Source organism: Methylophilus sp. DW102 (genome assembly GCF_037076555.1).
Lineage (GTDB): Bacteria > Pseudomonadota > Gammaproteobacteria > Burkholderiales > Methylophilaceae > Methylophilus > Methylophilus glucosoxydans.
On sequence record NZ_AP029023.1, the window covers coordinates 2,086,201 to 2,103,576 of the forward strand.

The window sequence follows — 17,376 nt, forward strand, 5'->3', positions numbered from 1 at the left end:
GAACACCGCAATAAATGGCGACGCCATCTGCCGTGGCTGGTAAAATAAGTTTTTTAGCTTGATGATCAGCCATGAAACTATACGGCATCCCCAATTGCAATACCGTCAAAAAAGCGCGTGACTGGCTGGACCAACACGCCATTGCATACGAATTTCACGACTTCAAGAAACAGGGCCTGGATAGCGTCACCGGCCAAACCTGGCTGCAACAATATCCTTGGGAAAAACTGGTGAACCGCAGCGGGATGACCTGGCGCAACTTGGCCGAACCGGAAAAAAATAGCGTAGTAGATGCTGCCTCTGCACTTGCTCTGATGCAGTCCAAAACCTCTGTGATTAAACGCCCGGTATTGGTCAATGCCGATAAAATCATCGCCCTCGGTTTTAATGAAGCCGATTACCGCCAACTGTTTGCTCAAGAATAACCACTATGTCAAAAACACTGGATCTTGCCATTGATTTGCTTAAACGCCGCTCGCTGACGCCAGAAGATGCTGGCTGTCAGGAGGCCATGATTGCCCGCCTGGCGCCACTAGGGTTCAAAATTGAGCGCATGCGTTTTGGCGAGGTCGATAACTTTTATGCCAGACGCGGCACCACCGGCCCACTGATCGTGTTTGCCGGCCATACCGATGTCGTCCCCACTGGCCCGTTGGACCAATGGCATACGCCACCGTTTGAGCCTACGATTAAAGACGGCATGCTGTATGCACGCGGCGCGGCAGACATGAAAACCTCGCTCGCTGCGTTTATCACCAGCATCGAAGAATTTATCGCCGAACATCCTGACCATCCTGGTTCGATTGGCCTGCTGATCACCTCAGATGAAGAAGGTATTGCGATTGAGGGCACCGTCAAAGTGGTGGAGGCGTTGCAAGCCCGCGGCGAAAGCTTTGATTACTGCATTGTGGGTGAGCCCACCAGCAACAAAGTGGTCGGTGACATGATTAAAAATGGCAGACGTGGCTCCCTGTCCGGCAAACTCATCGTCAAAGGCATTCAGGGCCATATTGCCTATCCGCATCTGGTGAAAAACCCGATTCATCTGGCAGCTCCGGCCATTAAAGACATGGTTGAAACCGTATGGGACAACGGCAACGAATATTTTCCGCCGACTTCATGGCAGATTTCTAACATTAACGGCGGCACCGGCGCGACCAATGTGGTGCCTGGGCATGTCGAGATATTGTTTAACTTCCGCTACTGCCCTGAAGTCGATGGGCAAGGCAGCTCTGAGCAAAGTTTGCGTACCCGCGTCCACGCGATTCTGGACAGCCACGGCTTTGAATATAGCCTGGACTGGGAACATAACCAGTCCTATATCACGCCACGCGGCAAGCTGGTAGAAGCTATCAGCAACGCGATTGTGCAGAGTTACGGGGTCACGCCCGAGCTGTCTACCACTGGCGGCACCTCCGACGGGCGTTTTATTGCCGATATCTGCAAAGAAGTGATTGAATTCGGGCCGTTAAATGCCACCATCCATAAATTGAACGAATGCGTCGCCGTGGCCGATATCGAGCCTCTCAAGGAAACCTACAAGCGCACCATGGAATTATTGCTAACAGCTGATTAAGCCACAGATAAACACAGAAGGACACAGATAAGATGCTGTTAGAAACTGCGTTGACAAATAGGATAATCGGCTGTGCTTACGAAGTGAGTAATACATTGGGGGTAGGTTTTTTAGAAAAGGTCTATGAAAATGCACTCACTATCGAGCTTAAAAATGCAAATTTGTTAGTAGAACAACAAGTCCCTCTTGATGTTACTTATCAGTCGACAATCGTCGGACATTTTGTATGCGATTTACGTGTCAATCAGTCAGTGATTGTTGAACTAAAGGCTTGCTCTGGCATTGATAACGCACATATTGTGCAATGTATGAACTACCTTAAAGCCAGTCAACATCGTTTTGGTTTAATTATCAATTTTGGCAAACCAAAAGTAGAAGTTAAACGTGTTGTAAATGGCTATTGAGTCTAATTGTTAAGGGTTTAATCTGTGTCTATCCGTGTTTATCTGTGGCTAAAATAATGACAACTAACCTACATACCATCCGCGACTGGCTGCGCTATGCCGTCAGCCGTTTTGAAAACTCTGACATTTTTTATGGTCATGGCACCGATAACAGCTATGACGAAGCTGTCTGGCTGATCATGAGCGCACTGCATTTGCCGCATGACACCCTGAATAACTTTCTGGATGCGCGTTTAACCACAGAGGAAAGCCAACACTTGGCAACCTTGATCGACAAGCGGGTCACAGAACATACGCCAACCGCCTACCTGGTGAATGAAGCCTGGCTGCGCGGGTTCAAGTTTTACGTCGATGAGCGGGTCATCGTGCCACGCTCATTTATTGCCGAATTGCTTGAAGATGGCTTGCAGCCCTGGGTAGAGTTTCCGGAAATGGTGGAATCCGCGGCGGATATTTGTACCGGCTCGGGCTGCCTGGGCGTGTTACTGGCCGAGGCCTTTCCCAATGCGCATATTGATGTGGTGGATATCTCCTCTGATGCCATTGAGGTCTGTAATATCAACATCCAGCGCTACGGCCTTGAACATCAGGTGCAAGCGGTGCAATCCGATATGTTTACCGCACTCAAAGGCCGTAAATATGACGTGATTATCAGCAATCCGCCTTATGTAGATGCCCCTAGCATGGCTGAGTTACCAGAAGAGTACCGCAAAGAGCCGCAACTGGCTTTGGGCAGCGGTGTTGCCGGGCTGGACCATACCCACGTCCTATTGACGCAGGCAGCTGAATACTTGAATGATGGCGGCGTGTTAGTGGTAGAAATCGGCCACAACCGTGACGCCTTACATGAAGCCTATCCAGACTTACCCTTTACCTGGCTGGATACCAGCGGCGGCGACCAGTTTGTGTTTATGCTCACTAAAGAAGACTTGCTGGAAGCCGGGCTGCACACTGAATAACGTTTTATCAGCGTAGGCACACAGCAATACTGAGGCCTACGCTGCTCTTCTTGGCTTGGTAGCGATTAAACGCTATTCGCCGTAAACCTTCATTGCTTCGGGTGCAAAGCCATGATTGAGTGGCCCGACGCCCTCGCCTGTGCGCACATTCGCGCCCGCATATAAGGCACCGCGCACATAGGTTCTGGCCGCCAACACAGCCTCTGACAGGTTACAGCCCAAGGCAAGATAGGCAGCGATCGCGGATGAAAGCGTACATCCGGTGCCATGCAAGTTATGGGTAGAAATACGCACTGAATGTAAGCGCTGCAATATATTGTCCTGCCCATTGGCATGGGCTTGCGCCAGAATATCCAGCACGTCATGGCCAGGCAGATGCCCCCCTTTGAGCAAAATGGCATGCGCGCCTTGTGCAAGTAAGGCTTGCGCGGCCTCGGCAAGTGCATCGCTTTGCGTCAGCGGACGGCCCAGCAACAACGACGCCTCATCCAGATTCGGGGTCACCACCAATGCCCGTGGAAACAACTCGGATACCAGAACGGCAATCGCCTCATCAGAAATCAGTTTGGCACCATTGGCTGCCACCATCACCGGGTCCAGCACCACTTGCTTGAGACCATGAGCATCCAGCGCTTGTGCCACCGCCTCCACCACTTCAGGAGAATGCAGCATACCGATCTTGACGGCATCGACACCGATATCTTCAACCACCGCATCAATCTGGTCACGCAACATGCTGACCGGCACGCTATGAATGGCGCGCACCCCTTGCGTATTTTGCGCCGTCAGCGCGGTAATGGCCGTCATGCCATAGCAACCAAGGGCAGAGAATGTTTTGAGGTCGGCCTGAATCCCGGCACCACCACTACTATCAGAGCCAGCGATGGACAGCACACGCGGATATCGGTGCGTGACCAGAGTTTCCTGCATACGACTGTCAGTCATGCGATCGGCTTTTCCGTCAACACACGACGCGCAGATTAACCACGCCCCCGATTACGGTCAGTGCGTTTTTTAGCACCGCTATTGATACGCGCATTTTGCATGGAGGCCTGCTTCAAATCTGAATCCTGACGAATACGACGGTTGCCAGTTGGCGCGCGTGCGGGACGCTCTTGCTGCGTATCAACGGGATTATTCACAGTATCCAGCAAGCTACGGCGCTGCTTGCGAACTTTAGGCGTAAACACGCGCGTCGCACGGTCACGGTCATGCGGGCTCATTTGCTTGAGCGGTTTGCGCGGCACAGGCAAGCCAGCCCACTCCAGCAAGGCCACCACCTGTTTTTGTTCCAGCTTGAGCATGGTGCCGCGCTTGAGGCGGGGCGGCAACGCAACCGGGCCGAAGCGGACACGCATCAGGCGGCTCACCGGCAGGTGAAATGCCTCAAACAGGCGACGGACTTCACGGTTACGGCCCTCTTTAATCACCACTTGGTACCACTTGTTGGCGCCTTCGCCCCCGTTAGGGAAAATACTTTCAAAGTTGGCTGGGCCGTCTTCGAGCTCAATACCGTGTTTGAGTTGCGCCATCTGCTCTTCAGTCAGTTCCCCCAGAATACGTACCGCATATTCGCGCTCCACCTCATAGCGTGGATGCATAAACCGGTTGGCCAACTCGCCGGAATTAGTAAACATCAGCAAACCGCTAGTATTCATATCCAGACGCCCCACGGCAATCCACTTGCCCTGTTTGATGCGTGGCAGCTTGTCAAATACCGTGGCACGCCCTTCCGGGTCATCCTGACTCACAATCTCGCCTTCCGGCTTGTGGTACAGCAACACCTGCGGTAACTCCGCCTCAAACGGCAAATGCAGAATCCGGCTATCCATGCGCACCACATCATGCTCATCAACCACCGCGCCCACCTGCGCCACCTGGCCATTAATGGTAATGCGGCCGGTTTCGATCAAAGCCTCCATGTCGCGACGTGAGCCAAACCCGGCCATCGCCAGCAGTTTATGCAAGCGCTGCCCTTCACGCGGCGCAGGCACTCCTTCTTCGCCGTCCTCTACTGTGGGCGGAGTAACTTTGGGTGCACGTGGCGGACGAATCGGACTTTTGGGAGCTTTAAACGGACGGGCCATACTTCAACCTCTTGAATGAAGGCTCTATTTTAACTGATTTAGGGTAAAGGGCCTAAAGCTGGTTTAACGTAGCCACAGCCCCCTACCCAGAAATGATACCAGCGGCTTTAGCAAGATAATTAGAGGCTTTACACCATATGCATTTCGCACTTAGTGCGTAAACTAAGACGCAACACGGCTGGTATCGCATTATGCTTAGGACAGACAGTTGGGCAAATGCTTGGGTCATTGAACTGACGTTGAGTAATGATAAAGAAAGCTTCATTTTACTTAGATTCCAATGACTGTTGACTAAAGCAAAGTAACATTCAGCGCCCTGCGCCTTGTGCAAGTGTCGCCCTACTTGGTACAGGTTACGCTTGCTGGGTTGTTGACATGTACAAGCCTGCGCCAAGATTGAAATCAGCTTATAAAAAATATTGTGAAGTTAGCAATTTTCGTCAGGCTTTACTTCATATAAATAAGCATACTCCTGTTCGTGGATAAGGAAAAAACATGAACAAGCAAAAAGAAAAGTTGTACGCTGCACGATTTCAAGAGGTACTCAATTACATTGAGCATAATCTTGATAAGCCGTTAAATGTGGATCAACTTTGCGCTATTGCTCACTTCTCTAAATTCCATTTCCATCGGCAATTTGCCGATTATGTTGGTATTAATGTCGCTCGGTATGTATTACTGCTTCGATTAAAACAAGCTTCGTTTAAGATCGCTTTTCAAGATTCAGTAACAATTATTGATGTCGCACTGAATGCCGGTTTTGAAACCCCAGAGTCATTTACCCGTGCTTTCAAAAACACATTTGGACAATCCCCATCTGCTTTTAGAAAAAATCCAGATTGGGATAGTTGGCACAAGGTATTTGATTTTCGGTTACCAGAAAGGAATAACAAAGTGAAGGTTGATACTATAAATGTTGAAATGACACGCATTGCAGTCAAAGAACATATTGGCCCTGTAGAAAAGTTAAACAACGCAGTGAGTCAATTCATCGAATGGCGCAAAGAAACCGGCTTATCTCCCAAAAACACGAGTAGGACATTCGGTATTGCATACGATAATCCAGACACAACCGAGCCTATGCAGTTTCGTTTTGATATTGGAGGAGAAGTGAAAAGTGACATTCCAGAAAACTCCTACGGAATTGTCACTAAAACGATTCCTGGTGGTCGTTGCGCAGTGGTTAGACATTTAGGTTCTCACGCCCGTCTCGGGGAATCAATTTACCCAATATACAGAGATTGGCTGCCCAAGAGTGGTGAAGAGTTACGTGATTTTCCTCTTTACTTTCACTATTTGAATCTACTGCCGGATATTGCTGAAGCTGACCTCATCACAGATATTTACCTGCCGTTGAAATAAGTAAAGTCAGTCGATTGAGCAGAGTTGATTACTGAAAAATTCGTCATTAGGATTCACTAATCAACTCTATCTCTATTAAATTTCATATTTATTTCTTGGGCGCAAAGAAACTATATATTTCAAAATTTAATTTTACATAAGCTATTGGTTACTTTCACTTCATTGCATCACCAAGTTTCTTCAAACGACTGCATGCACCACTTGCAATTGCACGCTGCGGTGACCGTTGTACTCATTCACTTGTAGAGAGTATGCAAGCGCGACCTGTTCTGGCAACGGTTCAGCGTGCTGAAAATAAATCGCATCAAATTGCTGGTTATGTTTTTGCAGGCGCAGTTTTAAGTGCTTTTCGGCCAATAATTTTTGTGACAAGACGTCAAAATGATCATAAAACACCGGTTGCGGAAAGCCTTGGCCCCAGACATGCTGGGTCAGTAATTCTGCCGTTTGCAAAGACATCTCATTTGGCGCAAGGCCGCCATCGGTTTCCAGCATCTCTTGCAAGACTTCTGCGCTGATCAGGCTTTGCACGACCTGCTCAAATGCCTGCTGAAAACGTGAAAAATCTTCAGCGCGGACAGTCAAGCCGGCGGCCATGGCATGGCCACCAAATTTGACGATGAGATCGGGTTGCTGTTTGGTGACCAAATCGAGCGCATCGCGCAAATGCAAGCCGGCGATAGAGCGGCCTGAGCCTTTAATCAAGCCATCTCCGGCATCGGCAAAGACAATGACGGGGCGGTGAAAGCGCTCTTTGATGCGTGATGCCAGAATGCCAATCACCCCTTGGTGCCAGTCTGGCTGGAATACGCTAATCGTGTATTGCTCTGGACGAAAGTCCTGATTCAAATCAGCCATGGCATCGAATTGCATCTCGGCTTCAATCTGCTTGCGCTCAGCATTGAGGTGATGTAACTGCTGCGCGTATTGCATGGCTTCTTGCGGGTTCTCGGCAAGCAAACAGCGAATGCCGATGGTCATATCATCCAGGCGACCAGCAGCATTCAGACGTGGGCCGACATAAAAGCCCAAATCTTGCGCACTCACTTGTTGCGGATCACGCCCGGCGAGCTTAAGAATGGCCTGAATGCCATGGCAGGCTTGGCCCTGACGGATACGCTTGAGGCCTTGCCTAACCAGAATACGGTTATTGGCATCCAGCCGCACGAGGTCTGCGACGGTGCCCAGCGCGACCAGATCGAGCAAGCGCCCCAAGTGAACTTGGTCTTCAGCCAACTGGCCGCGCTGCTTGAGCTCAGCACGCAAGGCAATCAGCACATAAAACATCACGCCAACACCAGCCAGATGCTTGCTAGGAAAACCGCAGCCACGCTGGTTGGGATTCACGATGCAATCTGCAGCAGGCGTTTGCTCGGCGGGCAAATGATGATCGGTAATCAGAACGCGTAGGCCCAGTGCCTTGGCCGCGGCCACGCCCTCTATACTGGCGATGCCGTTATCCACGGTCAGCAGCACCTGCGGCTGCCGCGTGGCTGCCAGTGCGACAATTTCCGGCGTGAGTCCGTAGCCATATTCAAAGCGGTTAGGCACCAGAAAGTCGATCTCGGCGCCCATCATGCGCAAGCCGCGCATGGCGACACTGGTCGCTGTTGCACCATCCGCGTCATAATCGCCGATGATTAAAATGCGCTGTTGTTGCGCAATCGCATCAGCCAATTGCCTTGCCATTTCCGCTGCGCCGGTCAAGGCCTCCGGTTTAAGCAGATGCGGCATGTCTTGCAGGCTCCAGTCAGCACTTGTCACGCCTCTCGCTGCGAGCAATCTCGCCATTAATGGCGGCAAGCCCTGCGCTTGCAAGCCCTCCAGCGCAGCGATGTCATAAGCTCTCTGTTGAATCTTCATGGGTTGAATCCCGCTTGCTCAGTGGCGGAAGATAGCGATTGCTCGAGTTGCTGCAATAGCTTGTTTAACGTGGTGGGCTTGCGCCAGAACTGCCAGCGCGGACGTTTCTGGTAATGAATCTGCACACTGCGTTCAGCAAATGGGATCACGATGTGAAGTGCTTGAAGCGTGCCAGCTTGCAAGGCCTGGTTGAGCGCAGGCCAATCCAGCGTTTCAAGCTCATCGGTGATCCACAGCGTCTCTTGCGTACGCGGCAGTTGCATCACCTCAGCCAGCGTGGTCGCTTTGCATCTGGGTAATTGCAAGGCACTCAACCCAGCAAAGACCTCGCCTTGCCCGGCAACCAAATCAAACCTATGCTGCCAATTTGGCACAGGGTCCACGCTGGCAAACCAAAGGCTGTTGAGCGCTCCTGGCCAGTCAGCCATGGATGGCTCGGTGGCCAGTTGATGCAGCAGCATTTGCATCTCGTTGGCCCATTGCCGGATCAGGCCGGCATCAGGCCCTTGCGGCTGCCAGTGCATGGCTTGCTGAAACAGACAATCCTGTGGCCAGGGGCACTGCGCCTGAACCTGTCGCAAAGGTTGTAGCCACCAGTACCGCTGACCTGAATCAATATGCAGCTCAAAATCGGCTGCAAAATGGGCTTGTAGCCGCGTTGTGAGCGCTTGATAAATCGCTGACGACAAGGGCACGACAGACTGCAAACTAAACGTATCACGTCGCATTGCCAAATGGACAGGCAGCAGACAAAAAGCCGGCAGGACAGTCTCCTCCACTCTTGACGACAATACGCGACTGACTGGAGCGTGTGGTGCGCGGGAATCAGGCGCGACCAACTGCGTAAATAAGGCATTTAAGGGTGGCTGTGCAACTGTTTGCCAGCTTGCATATTGCAACGACGGACACTGATTCAAGAGTGATTCAACTTGCGCAACAGGCTGCGCAGCCGCTCCAGACAAGTAATCTGTGATATAAATTTGCTGAATCATGAGAAAACCAATACACTAGAACGAATCGAAAACTTGAATGCTTGCGGATGTCACCGGAATGAGTCAAACCTAGGCTGAACACGCGTGAGTAAGCAATTTTTGCAGTGACAAACATTAAACTTATACACGAAATTGGGGGGGATGTCATGAATCACCGGCGACGGCAGTGCAACCCATTTGTATTTGTGCTGATGTTATTTAGTATTTGACCTGGAATCCATGCAATTCTTCCAAAACCTGAGTATACAGTCCAGACTACTGCTTCTAGTCATCGGCCCCGTCTTCGCGCTTTCCTGCATTTTTCTGTTGTTCGACTTTAAAGAACAACTGCAACATGAAGAAGAAAAACTCAGTCAGCATGCCTTGACCACTGCAAAATTTTTGTCTGCGGTCATCCATAATCAAGATCAATTACATGGCAAGCCTTATATTGATCGCTTGCTCAAGGCAAGCCAGCTTAACCGCGAGCCCTATCTTTCACTGATCATTGCAGACGCCAATAAACAACCGATCGCCAATGTAGGTGCAGTCTTCACTATGCAAGACGGCCTGCTCCAGCAAGACACGATGGTGATGCAGCAAGCCACGCACGACATCACCATGGTGAAAGTGTTTTCCACCACGCCCGCGCATCAGCTTTTGGGGTATGTATTTGTATCCGTAGACAAAGCCGCCCTCATCGAAGACCATAGGCAGGCATTTATTAAAAATGTCGGCTATATCACGCTGACCCTGATCTTGTGTTCCATCCTTGTCAGCTGGGTCAGCCGCTCTATCAGTCAGCCAATTCGCGATATGACCGCGGCACTCAAGCGCTTTGTGATCGGTAGCCAGCAGGTCAGCCAGGTTAAAAACACCCTGCCAGAGATCAAATCCCTACAAAGTACGATCAACCAGATCTCTCGTGAGATGCAGCACGTCGAGGCAGACATGCGTCACCGCATTCAAGATGCACAGGCGCAATTGCGTTATCAGGCGCGGCACGACGCCTTAACCGGGCTGGTCAATCGTCAAGAACTCGAAAGACGGTTGCAGCAAGCCTTGCAAGACGTCAAACAGCATCGTGCCAATCATGTCTTCTGTTACATGGATCTCGACCAGTTCCGCGTCATTAACGACACCTGCGGTCACCTGGCAGGCGACGAAATGCTAAGGCAGATCAGCATGATCCTGAGCCAACGCATTCGTGCCGAAGACACCTTTGCCCGCCTGGGTGGCGATGAATTTGGCCTGTTACTGAGTTATTGCCAGGTTGAAAAAGCCATTGAAATCGCCGCCCAGCTGCGGCAAATGGTCGAGGCCTTTCGTTTCATGCACGAAGGTCGGCTATTTCAAACTGGCATTAGCATAGGCATCGTTGAAATCACCGCAGACCTCAAGGATGTTGGCCAGATTACGCGCCATGCGGATGCCGCCTGCTACGTTGCCAAAGACAACGGCCGCAACCAGATTCACCTGTTCCATAATGAAGATGACGTGATGCTCAAGCGCCATGCGGAAATGGAGTGGGTACTGCGCATCAACGAAGCCATCGAACATAACGAATTTGTATTGTATTGCCAAGGTATTTTTCCGCTACAGCAAAAAGAACTGCCCCCCTTCTATGAAATCCTGATCCGCAAGCGTGACGAAAACGGCGGCATTATCCCGCCTGCCGAGTTTCTGCCATCGGCAGAGCGTTACAATCTCATGACCAAAATTGATCGCTGGGTCATTCAACATGCCTTTATGGCATTACAACCCCTGTTCAAACTGCAATCCAGCATCAAACCGTTTATTGTCAGCATTAACCTCTCGGGCATGTCTCTTGGAGATCCACAGCTACTGCCCTACATCAAAAACTGCTTTGAAACCTACGAGATTTCGCCCGGCCATGTCTGCTTCGAAATTACTGAAACCTCGGCAATTATCAATATCGACAACACGATCAAACTGATCAAAGAACTACAAAAAATGGGCACCCGCTTCATGCTGGATGACTTTGGCAGCGGCATGTCCTCATTCAGCTACCTCAAGCACCTGCCCGTCAACTTCCTCAAAATGGATGGTGCCTATGTCAAAGACATCACCAGCAACAAGGTAGACTTAGCCATGGCCAAAGCCATTCAAAGCGTTGCCCAATCCATGGAAATCAAGAACATTGCAGAATATGTTGAAGACCAAGCCACCTTGGACTGCCTCAAAGAAATGGGCGTCGCCTATGCACAAGGCTTCTACTTAAACCGCCCGATGCCACTCAACGAAGCCCTGGCCCGCCATATTGGGACCATCAGCCAACAACCTCAAGTAGCAGTAACCATTGCCCCCGATCTAGCAGTTTAATTGCACACCCAAGACGATCTGGATCAGACTTAAAGCCGCAATCTACGCAGCCTCAGAGAGTTTGATCTCCTCACATGATCAACCTCGTTGACAGCTTGAAATGACGTAAATCTTCAGTATTAGGTGCTGCAGTACTCTTAAGACTTGAGGCATGCAGAAACAAGCCAAGATGAACTGCAAATGATGATTGGATGCAATCAAAATCACTATTTAAAAAGTACTCCCCCACCAACACTGTCGAATTAAACTTACCCTTGGATTGAACCCAATAAAAAGCCTCTGCTCCGCTACTGCTCCAAGCTGGGATCCATGCCCTCAGCCACTAGCTTTATGGCCTCTTCACGCTTTTGCTTGACTTGCTGTAGGGAGATATCTGGATAAGTACCTAGGGGGAAAACAGCTTTTCTTTGCTGCAAAGCGACACTAGAGCCGCCACCACTTGCTAATGTTGGGGTAACTCACACTGGGGCTAAGTGTTGTTACCCCGTCATTTACCCCACTTTACTCGTGGATATCAATGAACTACTTTGGATGGCTGATACGTAAAAAAAATAGCCTTGAAAGGTCGTTTCAAGGCTATTCTTTGGATGGTATTGAACCACCTTGGATATGTGTTTGGTCGGGACGGCGGGATTCGAACTCGCGACCCCTTGCACCCCATGCAAGTGCGCTACCAGGCTGCGCTACGCCCCGAAGATTCAAAATCAAACGATAAAACCGTTTGAAAAAGAAGGTGGCATTATAAAGCAAAACCGCATATTCGCTAAGCAGAATATGCGGTTTTTATGGCTACGTTGTGCGCTTATGCAGGCACTTTGAGCAATTGCAGCACTTGTTGAATTTGTTCTCTAAGCGCCGCCACATCAATAGCGGATTGCGATATTTCTTCTGCCATCAAGCCCTGAGATTGTGGACTGCTTGAAACCGCTGATTCGGTGTTGCTGCGCGGTTTATCTGCTTTTTCTTCCACACCATCCAGGCGATTGCGGGCGCCACTGATGGTAAAGCCTTGCTCGTATAGGAGTTCGCGAATTTTACGGATCAGCAGGACTTCGTGATGCTGGTAATAGCGACGATTGCCGCGGCGTTTGACAGGCTTGAGCTGAGTGAACTCTTGTTCCCAGTAACGCAAGACGTGTGGCTTCACCCCGCATAGTTCGCTCACTTCACCAATCGTGAAGTAGCGCTTGGCGGGAATGGGGGGCAACGACACTTTTTGCGTTTCTAGCATAGGGTGTAATCAGATCAGGCTTGTGCTTGTAATGGATGTTCTGCGTAGTGTTCTTCTACGCGTAATTTCAATTTCTGGCTGGCATGAAAGGTCACCACACGGCGTGCAGAAATCGGGATTTCTTCACCGGTTTTTGGGTTACGACCTGGGCGCTCGGATTTGGTACGCAGTTCAAAATTACCGAAACCGGATAGTTTGACGCTGTCCCCTTCTTCTAGCGCATTCCGGACTTCTTCAAAAAACGCTTCGACCATATCCTTGGCTTCGCGCTTGTTCAGCCCGACTTGTTCAAACAACAAATCGGCTAAATCAGCTTTTGTGAGTGTCATTAACGATCCCCTGAACCTTCTTATTATGCGAGATGACGCTTGAGTTGTATCAACTGTTAATCCTTGGAGTAATGCAATGATGATTTAAATGGCATTATCCTGATGAATTACCTAAATGATGTTGTCCCTAAGTGATACTATCTTAGTGATGCAGCAAAATTGGATGACCAGTTATTGAGGATTCGCGCCACGATGGTATCGACTTCCTCATCGACCATTGTCTTGCAAGTATCTTGCATAAGTACAAGAAATGCAAGGCTTTTTTTGTTTTCTGGCACCCCTTTGCCTTGATAAACATCAAACAATTTTAGGGTTTGTAATTGCGGAATTTGCTCGGCAATAATGGCATCAATCATGGTTTGTGCTGACACATTTTGATCAACAATCACGGCAAGATCACGGCGCACAGGTAAGAACTTGCTTACCTCGCTATACGCCGGCACTTGCGTCGCCAGCGCAGCGGCCGCATCAAGCTCAAACAGATAACAGGCGCTGGTCAGGCCATACTGTTGTTGCCATTGCGGATGCAATTTGCCCAGCCAGCCTACAGCTTGATCGCCCAGGTAAATACGCGCTGACTGGCCTGGATGTAAGGCGGGATGCTGCTCGACCACAAAACGCACGGTTTGCGCGAACAGCGACTCGACGTGGGCCTTGGCATCATAAAAATCAAAAGCACGGGCCTCTGCTGCCCATTGTTCTGGCTGGACGCTGCCATAGATCAGGCCAGACAGTGTCAATGTTTCGATAAAGCCCTGGTTACCTTGTTCATAGCGCGCACCGAGCTCAAACAGCATGGCACGGGTTTGCTGACGCTTGAGGTTGTAGTCCAGGGCATCCAGCAGACCGCCCCACAAACCGGAGCGCATCACGCTCAGATTGCTGGCAATCGGGTTTTTAAGTGTAATCGGTGCTTCATTCCCGTACAAATCACGCTCCCAGCTTGCGTCAACAAAGCTGTAGGTGACCACTTCTTGATAGCCTTGATTAACCATGACATCGCGCAACCAATGCTTGCTGCGCTGCGCTTCTGGCGAGGCCAGCATGCCTTGCGGTGCCACGGGGGTCAGTGCCGGGATATGCTCGTAGCCATGCAAACGGGCAACTTCTTCAATCAGGTCTTCTTCACGCGCGATATCAAATCGGAAGCTGGGTGCATTGACCTGGAACACACCATTGCTTTCGGTATAGCTGAAACCCAATTGTGTGAGCAACTGCCCTACACGCGCCAGGCTGATTTCTATGCCTAACACTGACAGCAGGTAGGCATAGCGCAAGCTGACTTGATTGCGTACCGGCAAGTCGGCAGTCACTGCGGTGACGGCGGCGGCCTGACCACCACAAATTTCGAGCACCAATGCCGTCGCACGTTCAAGCGCATTCAGTGTGTTACCAAAATCCACGCCACGCTCAAAACGGTAAGAGGAGTCGGTGCTCAACCCCAAACGACGGGCTTTACCAGCCATCACATCTGGCGTGAAGAATGCGCTTTCTAAAAAGATCGCTTGCGTAGTATCGCTGACTGCGCTGGGGTTACCCCCCATGATGCCTGCCAACGCCACGGGGCCGTTACTGTCGGCAATGACCAAATCATCGCCTTTGAGGGTGACTTCTGTGTCATTAAGCAATACCAGTTTTTCACCTGCCTGGGCAAAACGTACCTGAATATCGCCTTGCAGCAGGTTCAGGTCAAAGGCATGCAACGGTTGCCCTTGCTCCAGCAAAATATAATTGGTGATATCCACCAGCGCACTGATGCTACGAATACCACTACGCTCAAGGCGGCGGACCATCCAGTCTGGCGTTTTAGCTTGTGCATTCAAGCCTTCGATCACCCGGCCATAATAGGCCAGGCAAGCCGTACTGGCTTGCAGCGTCACGTTTTTGGTCAGGGTCCCTGTCACCGCAGCAGGGGCAACAGTTGGTGCAGTCATTGGCGCGCCGGTCATCGCAACCACATCGCGTGCAATACCGACGATGCTCAGGCAATCCGCACGGTTAGGCGTGAGCTTTAACGTGTAGGCATGGTCGTTCAAATCCAGATATTCACGAATATCCTGACCAACCGGCGCGTCTGCTGGCAGCTCCAGAATGCCATTGGCTTCTGTAGCAATGCCCAGCTCTTTGGCAGAACACATCATGCCAAAAGACTCAACCCCACGTACTTTGGCTTGCTTGATTTGAATGCCTGGTTGCCCATTGTTTTCTGGCAACTGTGCGCCAACCAGCGCACATGGGGCTTTCAAACCGGCACGCGCATTAGGCGCACCGCAGACAATTTGCAAAGTCTCCTCGCCGACTTTCACCTTGCACACTTGCAGGCGATCAGCGTCTGGATGTTTGGCCGCCTCCAAAATCTCGGCCACAACGACGCGGCTAAACGCTGGCGCAACAGGCGTGAGCGCTTCAACCTCCAGTCCTGCCATTGTCAGCGCATGACCAAGCTGCTCGGTATCCATCGCTGGATTCACCATGGATCGTAACCATTGTTCGGAGAACTGCATATCTGTCTTACCTTGTCTTAATTCTGCTGTTTAAAGTGCGCGTGCGCTGAAATTACTTGATGAACTGCTGCAAAAAACGCAGATCATTATTAAAGAAATGGCGTAAATCATTGACGCCATAACGCAACATGGCTAGGCGCTCGACACCCAAACCAAAAGCAAAACCACGGTATTTGCTGCTATCGATATTGACGTGCTTGAGTACTTCGGGATGCACCATACCGCAACCACCGATTTCCAGCCAACCGCCATTCCAGCTCATGTCCATCTCGGCTGACGGCTCGGTAAACGGAAAGAAAGACGGACGGAAACGGACGGTTAAATCGTCACGCTCAAAGAATTTTTGCAGGAAATCCTGCACAACGCCTTTTAGGTTAGCAAAACTGATCTGCTCATCTACCCACAAGCCTTCCACCTGATGAAACATCGGTGAGTGTGTCGCATCCGAGTCCACGCGATACACTCGCCCTGGCGCAATAATTTTTAAAGGCGGCGTATTGTCTTGCATGTAATGGACCTGCACTGGCGAGGTATGTGTGCGCAGCACGTATTCCATGTTATCCCCACCGGTTTCCACATAAAACGTATCGTGCATGGCACGCGCCGGGTGGTTGTCAGGGATATTCAAAGCGGTGAAATTATAAAAATCGGTTTCAATTTCAGGGCCATCGGCCACACTAAAACCGATAGAGTGAAACAGCTCTTCCACACGACGCAAAGTCAGCGTCACAGGATGCAGACCCCCTTTGGACTGCGCACGCGCAGGCAAGGTCACATCAATGGTTTCGCTCGCCAGCTGCTTGGCCTGGGCTGCAGCCAAAATACTGTCACGGCGGTCATTCAAGGCTTGCTCGACCGCCTGCTTGACCACATTAATCGCTGCCCCGGCTGCAGGACGTTCTTCGGCACTCAACTTGCCCAAGCCCTTCAGTGCATCAGTAATAGCGCCTGACTTGCCCAAAAATTTAGCCTTGGCGTTTTCCAGTGCAGGGATATCATGACAAGCGGCAAAGTCCTGTGCTGCTTCTGCGATTAAGTGATTAAGATCAGCCATCGTCGGTATTCTTTTAGGGTTTAAGTAACATTAAAATAAAAAAAGAGGCCGCAGCCTCTTTTTTTGGTAGGTCTGATTAGGCGCTTAAACCTGTTTTAGCCAATTCTACAAATTTGGCAAAAGCAGCTTTATCGAACACGGCCAGATCAGCCAGCACTTTACGGTCAACTTCAACCGCAGCTTTTTTCAAGCCATTCATGAAACGGCTGTAGGTCAAACCAGCTTCACGGGCTGCCGCGTTAATACGGGCAATCCACAATGCGCGGAATTGACGTTTTTTCTGACGACGGTCACGGTATGCATATTGACCGGCTTTCATGACCGCCTGTTTGGCAACACGGTAGACGTTCTTACGACGACCACGGTAACCTTTAGCAGCATTTAATACTTTTTTGTGTTTTGCGCGTGCGATGACACCACGTTTTACTCTAGGCATGTCGTTCTCCTTATTGTGTTGGCATCATTGCGCGAACGCGTTTCACGTCGGTCGCAGAAATAATTGCGGTACCGCGCAGTTTACGTTTTTGCTTGGTAGTTTTTTTGGTCAGGATGTGGCGCAAGTGAGAGTGTGTACGCTTCACTTTGCCGTTACCCAAGAACTTGAAGCGCTTTTTGGCGCTGCTCTTCGTTTTCATCTTTGGCATTTTGGTCTCCTTAGAGGTTGAGTAAAGAGTGAGTAGGCAGCCAATTTAG

General features: G+C 50.4%; 16 protein-coding genes and 1 tRNA gene. 6 read left to right on the forward strand and 11 right to left on the reverse strand.

Annotated features, from left to right (window positions below):
- Positions 1-71: 71 nt before the first annotated feature.
- The 4 genes from AACH41_RS09715 to prmB are packed head-to-tail and all read left to right on the forward strand — an operon-like array spanning position 72 to position 2,939.
- Positions 72-425 (forward strand): ArsC family reductase, encoded by a 354-nt coding sequence (locus tag AACH41_RS09715; protein WP_338654798.1) that lies wholly within the window; start codon positions 72-74, stop codon positions 423-425.
- A gap of 5 nt (positions 426-430) precedes the next feature.
- The gene (gene dapE / locus AACH41_RS09720) at positions 431-1,576 is read left to right on the forward strand and encodes a succinyl-diaminopimelate desuccinylase (RefSeq protein WP_338654800.1); all 1,146 of its coding nucleotides are present in this window, start codon (positions 431-433) and stop codon (positions 1,574-1,576) included.
- Positions 1,577-1,608: 32 nt separating this feature from the next.
- Positions 1,609-1,980 carry a GxxExxY protein gene (locus tag AACH41_RS09725; RefSeq protein ID WP_338654801.1) on the forward strand — a complete coding sequence of 124 codons (372 nt, stop codon included), beginning with the start codon at positions 1,609-1,611 and terminating at the stop codon, positions 1,978-1,980.
- A 56-nt stretch (positions 1,981-2,036) separates the two neighbouring features.
- Entirely contained in the window at positions 2,037-2,939 is a 903-nt protein-coding gene (prmB, locus tag AACH41_RS09730) for a 50S ribosomal protein L3 N(5)-glutamine methyltransferase (RefSeq protein WP_338654803.1), read from the forward strand.
- A 72-nt stretch (positions 2,940-3,011) separates the two neighbouring features.
- Here the strand turns inward: prmB and thiD are convergent, their stop codons facing one another.
- Together thiD and rluB are read right to left on the reverse strand one after the other, a co-directional pair.
- Positions 3,012-3,884 (reverse strand): bifunctional hydroxymethylpyrimidine kinase/phosphomethylpyrimidine kinase, encoded by an 873-nt coding sequence (gene thiD, locus AACH41_RS09735; protein ID WP_338654805.1) that lies wholly within the window; start codon positions 3,882-3,884, stop codon positions 3,012-3,014.
- 35 nt (positions 3,885-3,919) lie between these two features.
- Positions 3,920-5,026, reverse strand: coding sequence for a 23S rRNA pseudouridine(2605) synthase RluB (gene rluB / locus AACH41_RS09740; protein WP_338654807.1), 1,107 nt, complete (start codon positions 5,024-5,026; stop codon positions 3,920-3,922).
- A 495-nt stretch (positions 5,027-5,521) separates the two neighbouring features.
- On the opposite strand from rluB, the gene AACH41_RS09745 reads away from it, so the two are divergent.
- Positions 5,522-6,388, forward strand: coding sequence for an AraC family transcriptional regulator (locus tag AACH41_RS09745; RefSeq protein WP_338654809.1), 867 nt, complete (start codon positions 5,522-5,524; stop codon positions 6,386-6,388).
- A 180-nt stretch (positions 6,389-6,568) separates the two neighbouring features.
- On the opposite strand, the gene recJ is transcribed toward AACH41_RS09745, so the two are convergent.
- Entirely contained in the window at positions 6,569-8,251 is a 1,683-nt protein-coding gene (gene recJ, locus AACH41_RS09750) for a single-stranded-DNA-specific exonuclease RecJ (protein WP_338654811.1), read from the reverse strand.
- Positions 8,248-9,243: a hypothetical protein gene (locus AACH41_RS09755; RefSeq protein WP_338654813.1), complete on the reverse strand. Its 996-nt coding sequence runs from the start codon at positions 9,241-9,243 to the stop codon at positions 8,248-8,250. The genes recJ and AACH41_RS09755 overlap by 4 nt, the downstream gene beginning before the upstream one ends.
- Positions 9,244-9,462: 219 nt before the next feature.
- Here AACH41_RS09755 and AACH41_RS09760 point away from each other — a divergent pair, with 219 nt between their 5' ends.
- Positions 9,463-11,565, forward strand: a complete 2,103-nt coding sequence (locus AACH41_RS09760; RefSeq protein ID WP_338654815.1) for an EAL domain-containing protein — start codon at positions 9,463-9,465, stop codon at positions 11,563-11,565.
- 616 nt (positions 11,566-12,181) lie between these two features.
- On the opposite strand, the gene AACH41_RS09765 is transcribed toward AACH41_RS09760, so the two are convergent.
- From AACH41_RS09765 to rpmI, 7 genes are all read right to left on the reverse strand, one after another.
- Positions 12,182-12,258, reverse strand: a tRNA-Pro gene (locus tag AACH41_RS09765).
- 109 nt (positions 12,259-12,367) lie between these two features.
- Positions 12,368-12,796, reverse strand: a complete 429-nt coding sequence (locus AACH41_RS09770; RefSeq protein ID WP_194748228.1) for a MerR family transcriptional regulator — start codon at positions 12,794-12,796, stop codon at positions 12,368-12,370.
- Positions 12,797-12,810: 14 nt separating this feature from the next.
- Complete coding sequence (locus AACH41_RS09775) at positions 12,811-13,125, reverse strand: integration host factor subunit alpha (RefSeq protein WP_194748229.1); 315 nt, start codon at positions 13,123-13,125, stop codon at positions 12,811-12,813.
- Between the two features lie 137 nt (positions 13,126-13,262).
- On the reverse strand, positions 13,263-15,629 hold the full coding sequence (gene pheT, locus AACH41_RS09780) for a phenylalanine--tRNA ligase subunit beta (RefSeq protein WP_338654819.1): 2,367 nt from the start codon (positions 15,627-15,629) through the stop codon (positions 13,263-13,265).
- A 52-nt stretch (positions 15,630-15,681) separates the two neighbouring features.
- Positions 15,682-16,683 carry a phenylalanine--tRNA ligase subunit alpha gene (pheS, locus tag AACH41_RS09785; protein WP_275355881.1) on the reverse strand — a complete coding sequence of 334 codons (1,002 nt, stop codon included), beginning with the start codon at positions 16,681-16,683 and terminating at the stop codon, positions 15,682-15,684.
- A 76-nt stretch (positions 16,684-16,759) separates the two neighbouring features.
- The gene (gene rplT, locus AACH41_RS09790; RefSeq protein ID WP_194748232.1) at positions 16,760-17,119 is read right to left on the reverse strand and encodes a 50S ribosomal protein L20; all 360 of its coding nucleotides are present in this window, start codon (positions 17,117-17,119) and stop codon (positions 16,760-16,762) included.
- Positions 17,120-17,129: 10 nt separating this feature from the next.
- Positions 17,130-17,327: a 50S ribosomal protein L35 gene (gene rpmI, locus AACH41_RS09795; RefSeq protein ID WP_018985786.1), complete on the reverse strand. Its 198-nt coding sequence runs from the start codon at positions 17,325-17,327 to the stop codon at positions 17,130-17,132.
- Positions 17,328-17,376: the final 49 nt, after the last annotated feature.

Bases quoted from the DNA above. Each gene is read 5' to 3' on its own strand.
- dapE (WP_338654800.1), top strand. From the start codon at position 431: ATGTCAAAAACACTGGATCTTGCCATTGATTTGCTTAAACGCCGCTCG.
- pheS (WP_275355881.1), bottom strand. From the start codon at position 16,683: ATGGCTGATCTTAATCACTTAATCGCAGAAGCAGCACAGGACTTTGCC.
- rluB (WP_338654807.1), bottom strand. From the start codon at position 5,026: ATGGCCCGTCCGTTTAAAGCTCCCAAAAGTCCGATTCGTCCGCCACGT.
- AACH41_RS09715 (WP_338654798.1), top strand. From the start codon at position 72: ATGAAACTATACGGCATCCCCAATTGCAATACCGTCAAAAAAGCGCGT.
- AACH41_RS09770 (WP_194748228.1), bottom strand. From the start codon at position 12,796: ATGCTAGAAACGCAAAAAGTGTCGTTGCCCCCCATTCCCGCCAAGCGC.
- rplT (WP_194748232.1), bottom strand. From the start codon at position 17,119: ATGCCTAGAGTAAAACGTGGTGTCATCGCACGCGCAAAACACAAAAAA.
- thiD (WP_338654805.1), bottom strand. From the start codon at position 3,884: ATGACTGACAGTCGTATGCAGGAAACTCTGGTCACGCACCGATATCCG.
- AACH41_RS09725 (WP_338654801.1), top strand. From the start codon at position 1,609: ATGCTGTTAGAAACTGCGTTGACAAATAGGATAATCGGCTGTGCTTAC.
- AACH41_RS09775 (WP_194748229.1), bottom strand. From the start codon at position 13,125: ATGACACTCACAAAAGCTGATTTAGCCGATTTGTTGTTTGAACAAGTC.
- rpmI (WP_018985786.1), bottom strand. From the start codon at position 17,327: ATGCCAAAGATGAAAACGAAGAGCAGCGCCAAAAAGCGCTTCAAGTTC.
- recJ (WP_338654811.1), bottom strand. From the start codon at position 8,251: ATGAAGATTCAACAGAGAGCTTATGACATCGCTGCGCTGGAGGGCTTG.
- AACH41_RS09755 (WP_338654813.1), bottom strand. From the start codon at position 9,243: ATGATTCAGCAAATTTATATCACAGATTACTTGTCTGGAGCGGCTGCG.
- AACH41_RS09745 (WP_338654809.1), top strand. From the start codon at position 5,522: ATGAACAAGCAAAAAGAAAAGTTGTACGCTGCACGATTTCAAGAGGTA.
- pheT (WP_338654819.1), bottom strand. From the start codon at position 15,629: ATGCAGTTCTCCGAACAATGGTTACGATCCATGGTGAATCCAGCGATG.
- AACH41_RS09760 (WP_338654815.1), top strand. From the start codon at position 9,463: ATGCAATTCTTCCAAAACCTGAGTATACAGTCCAGACTACTGCTTCTA.
- prmB (WP_338654803.1), top strand. From the start codon at position 2,037: ATGACAACTAACCTACATACCATCCGCGACTGGCTGCGCTATGCCGTC.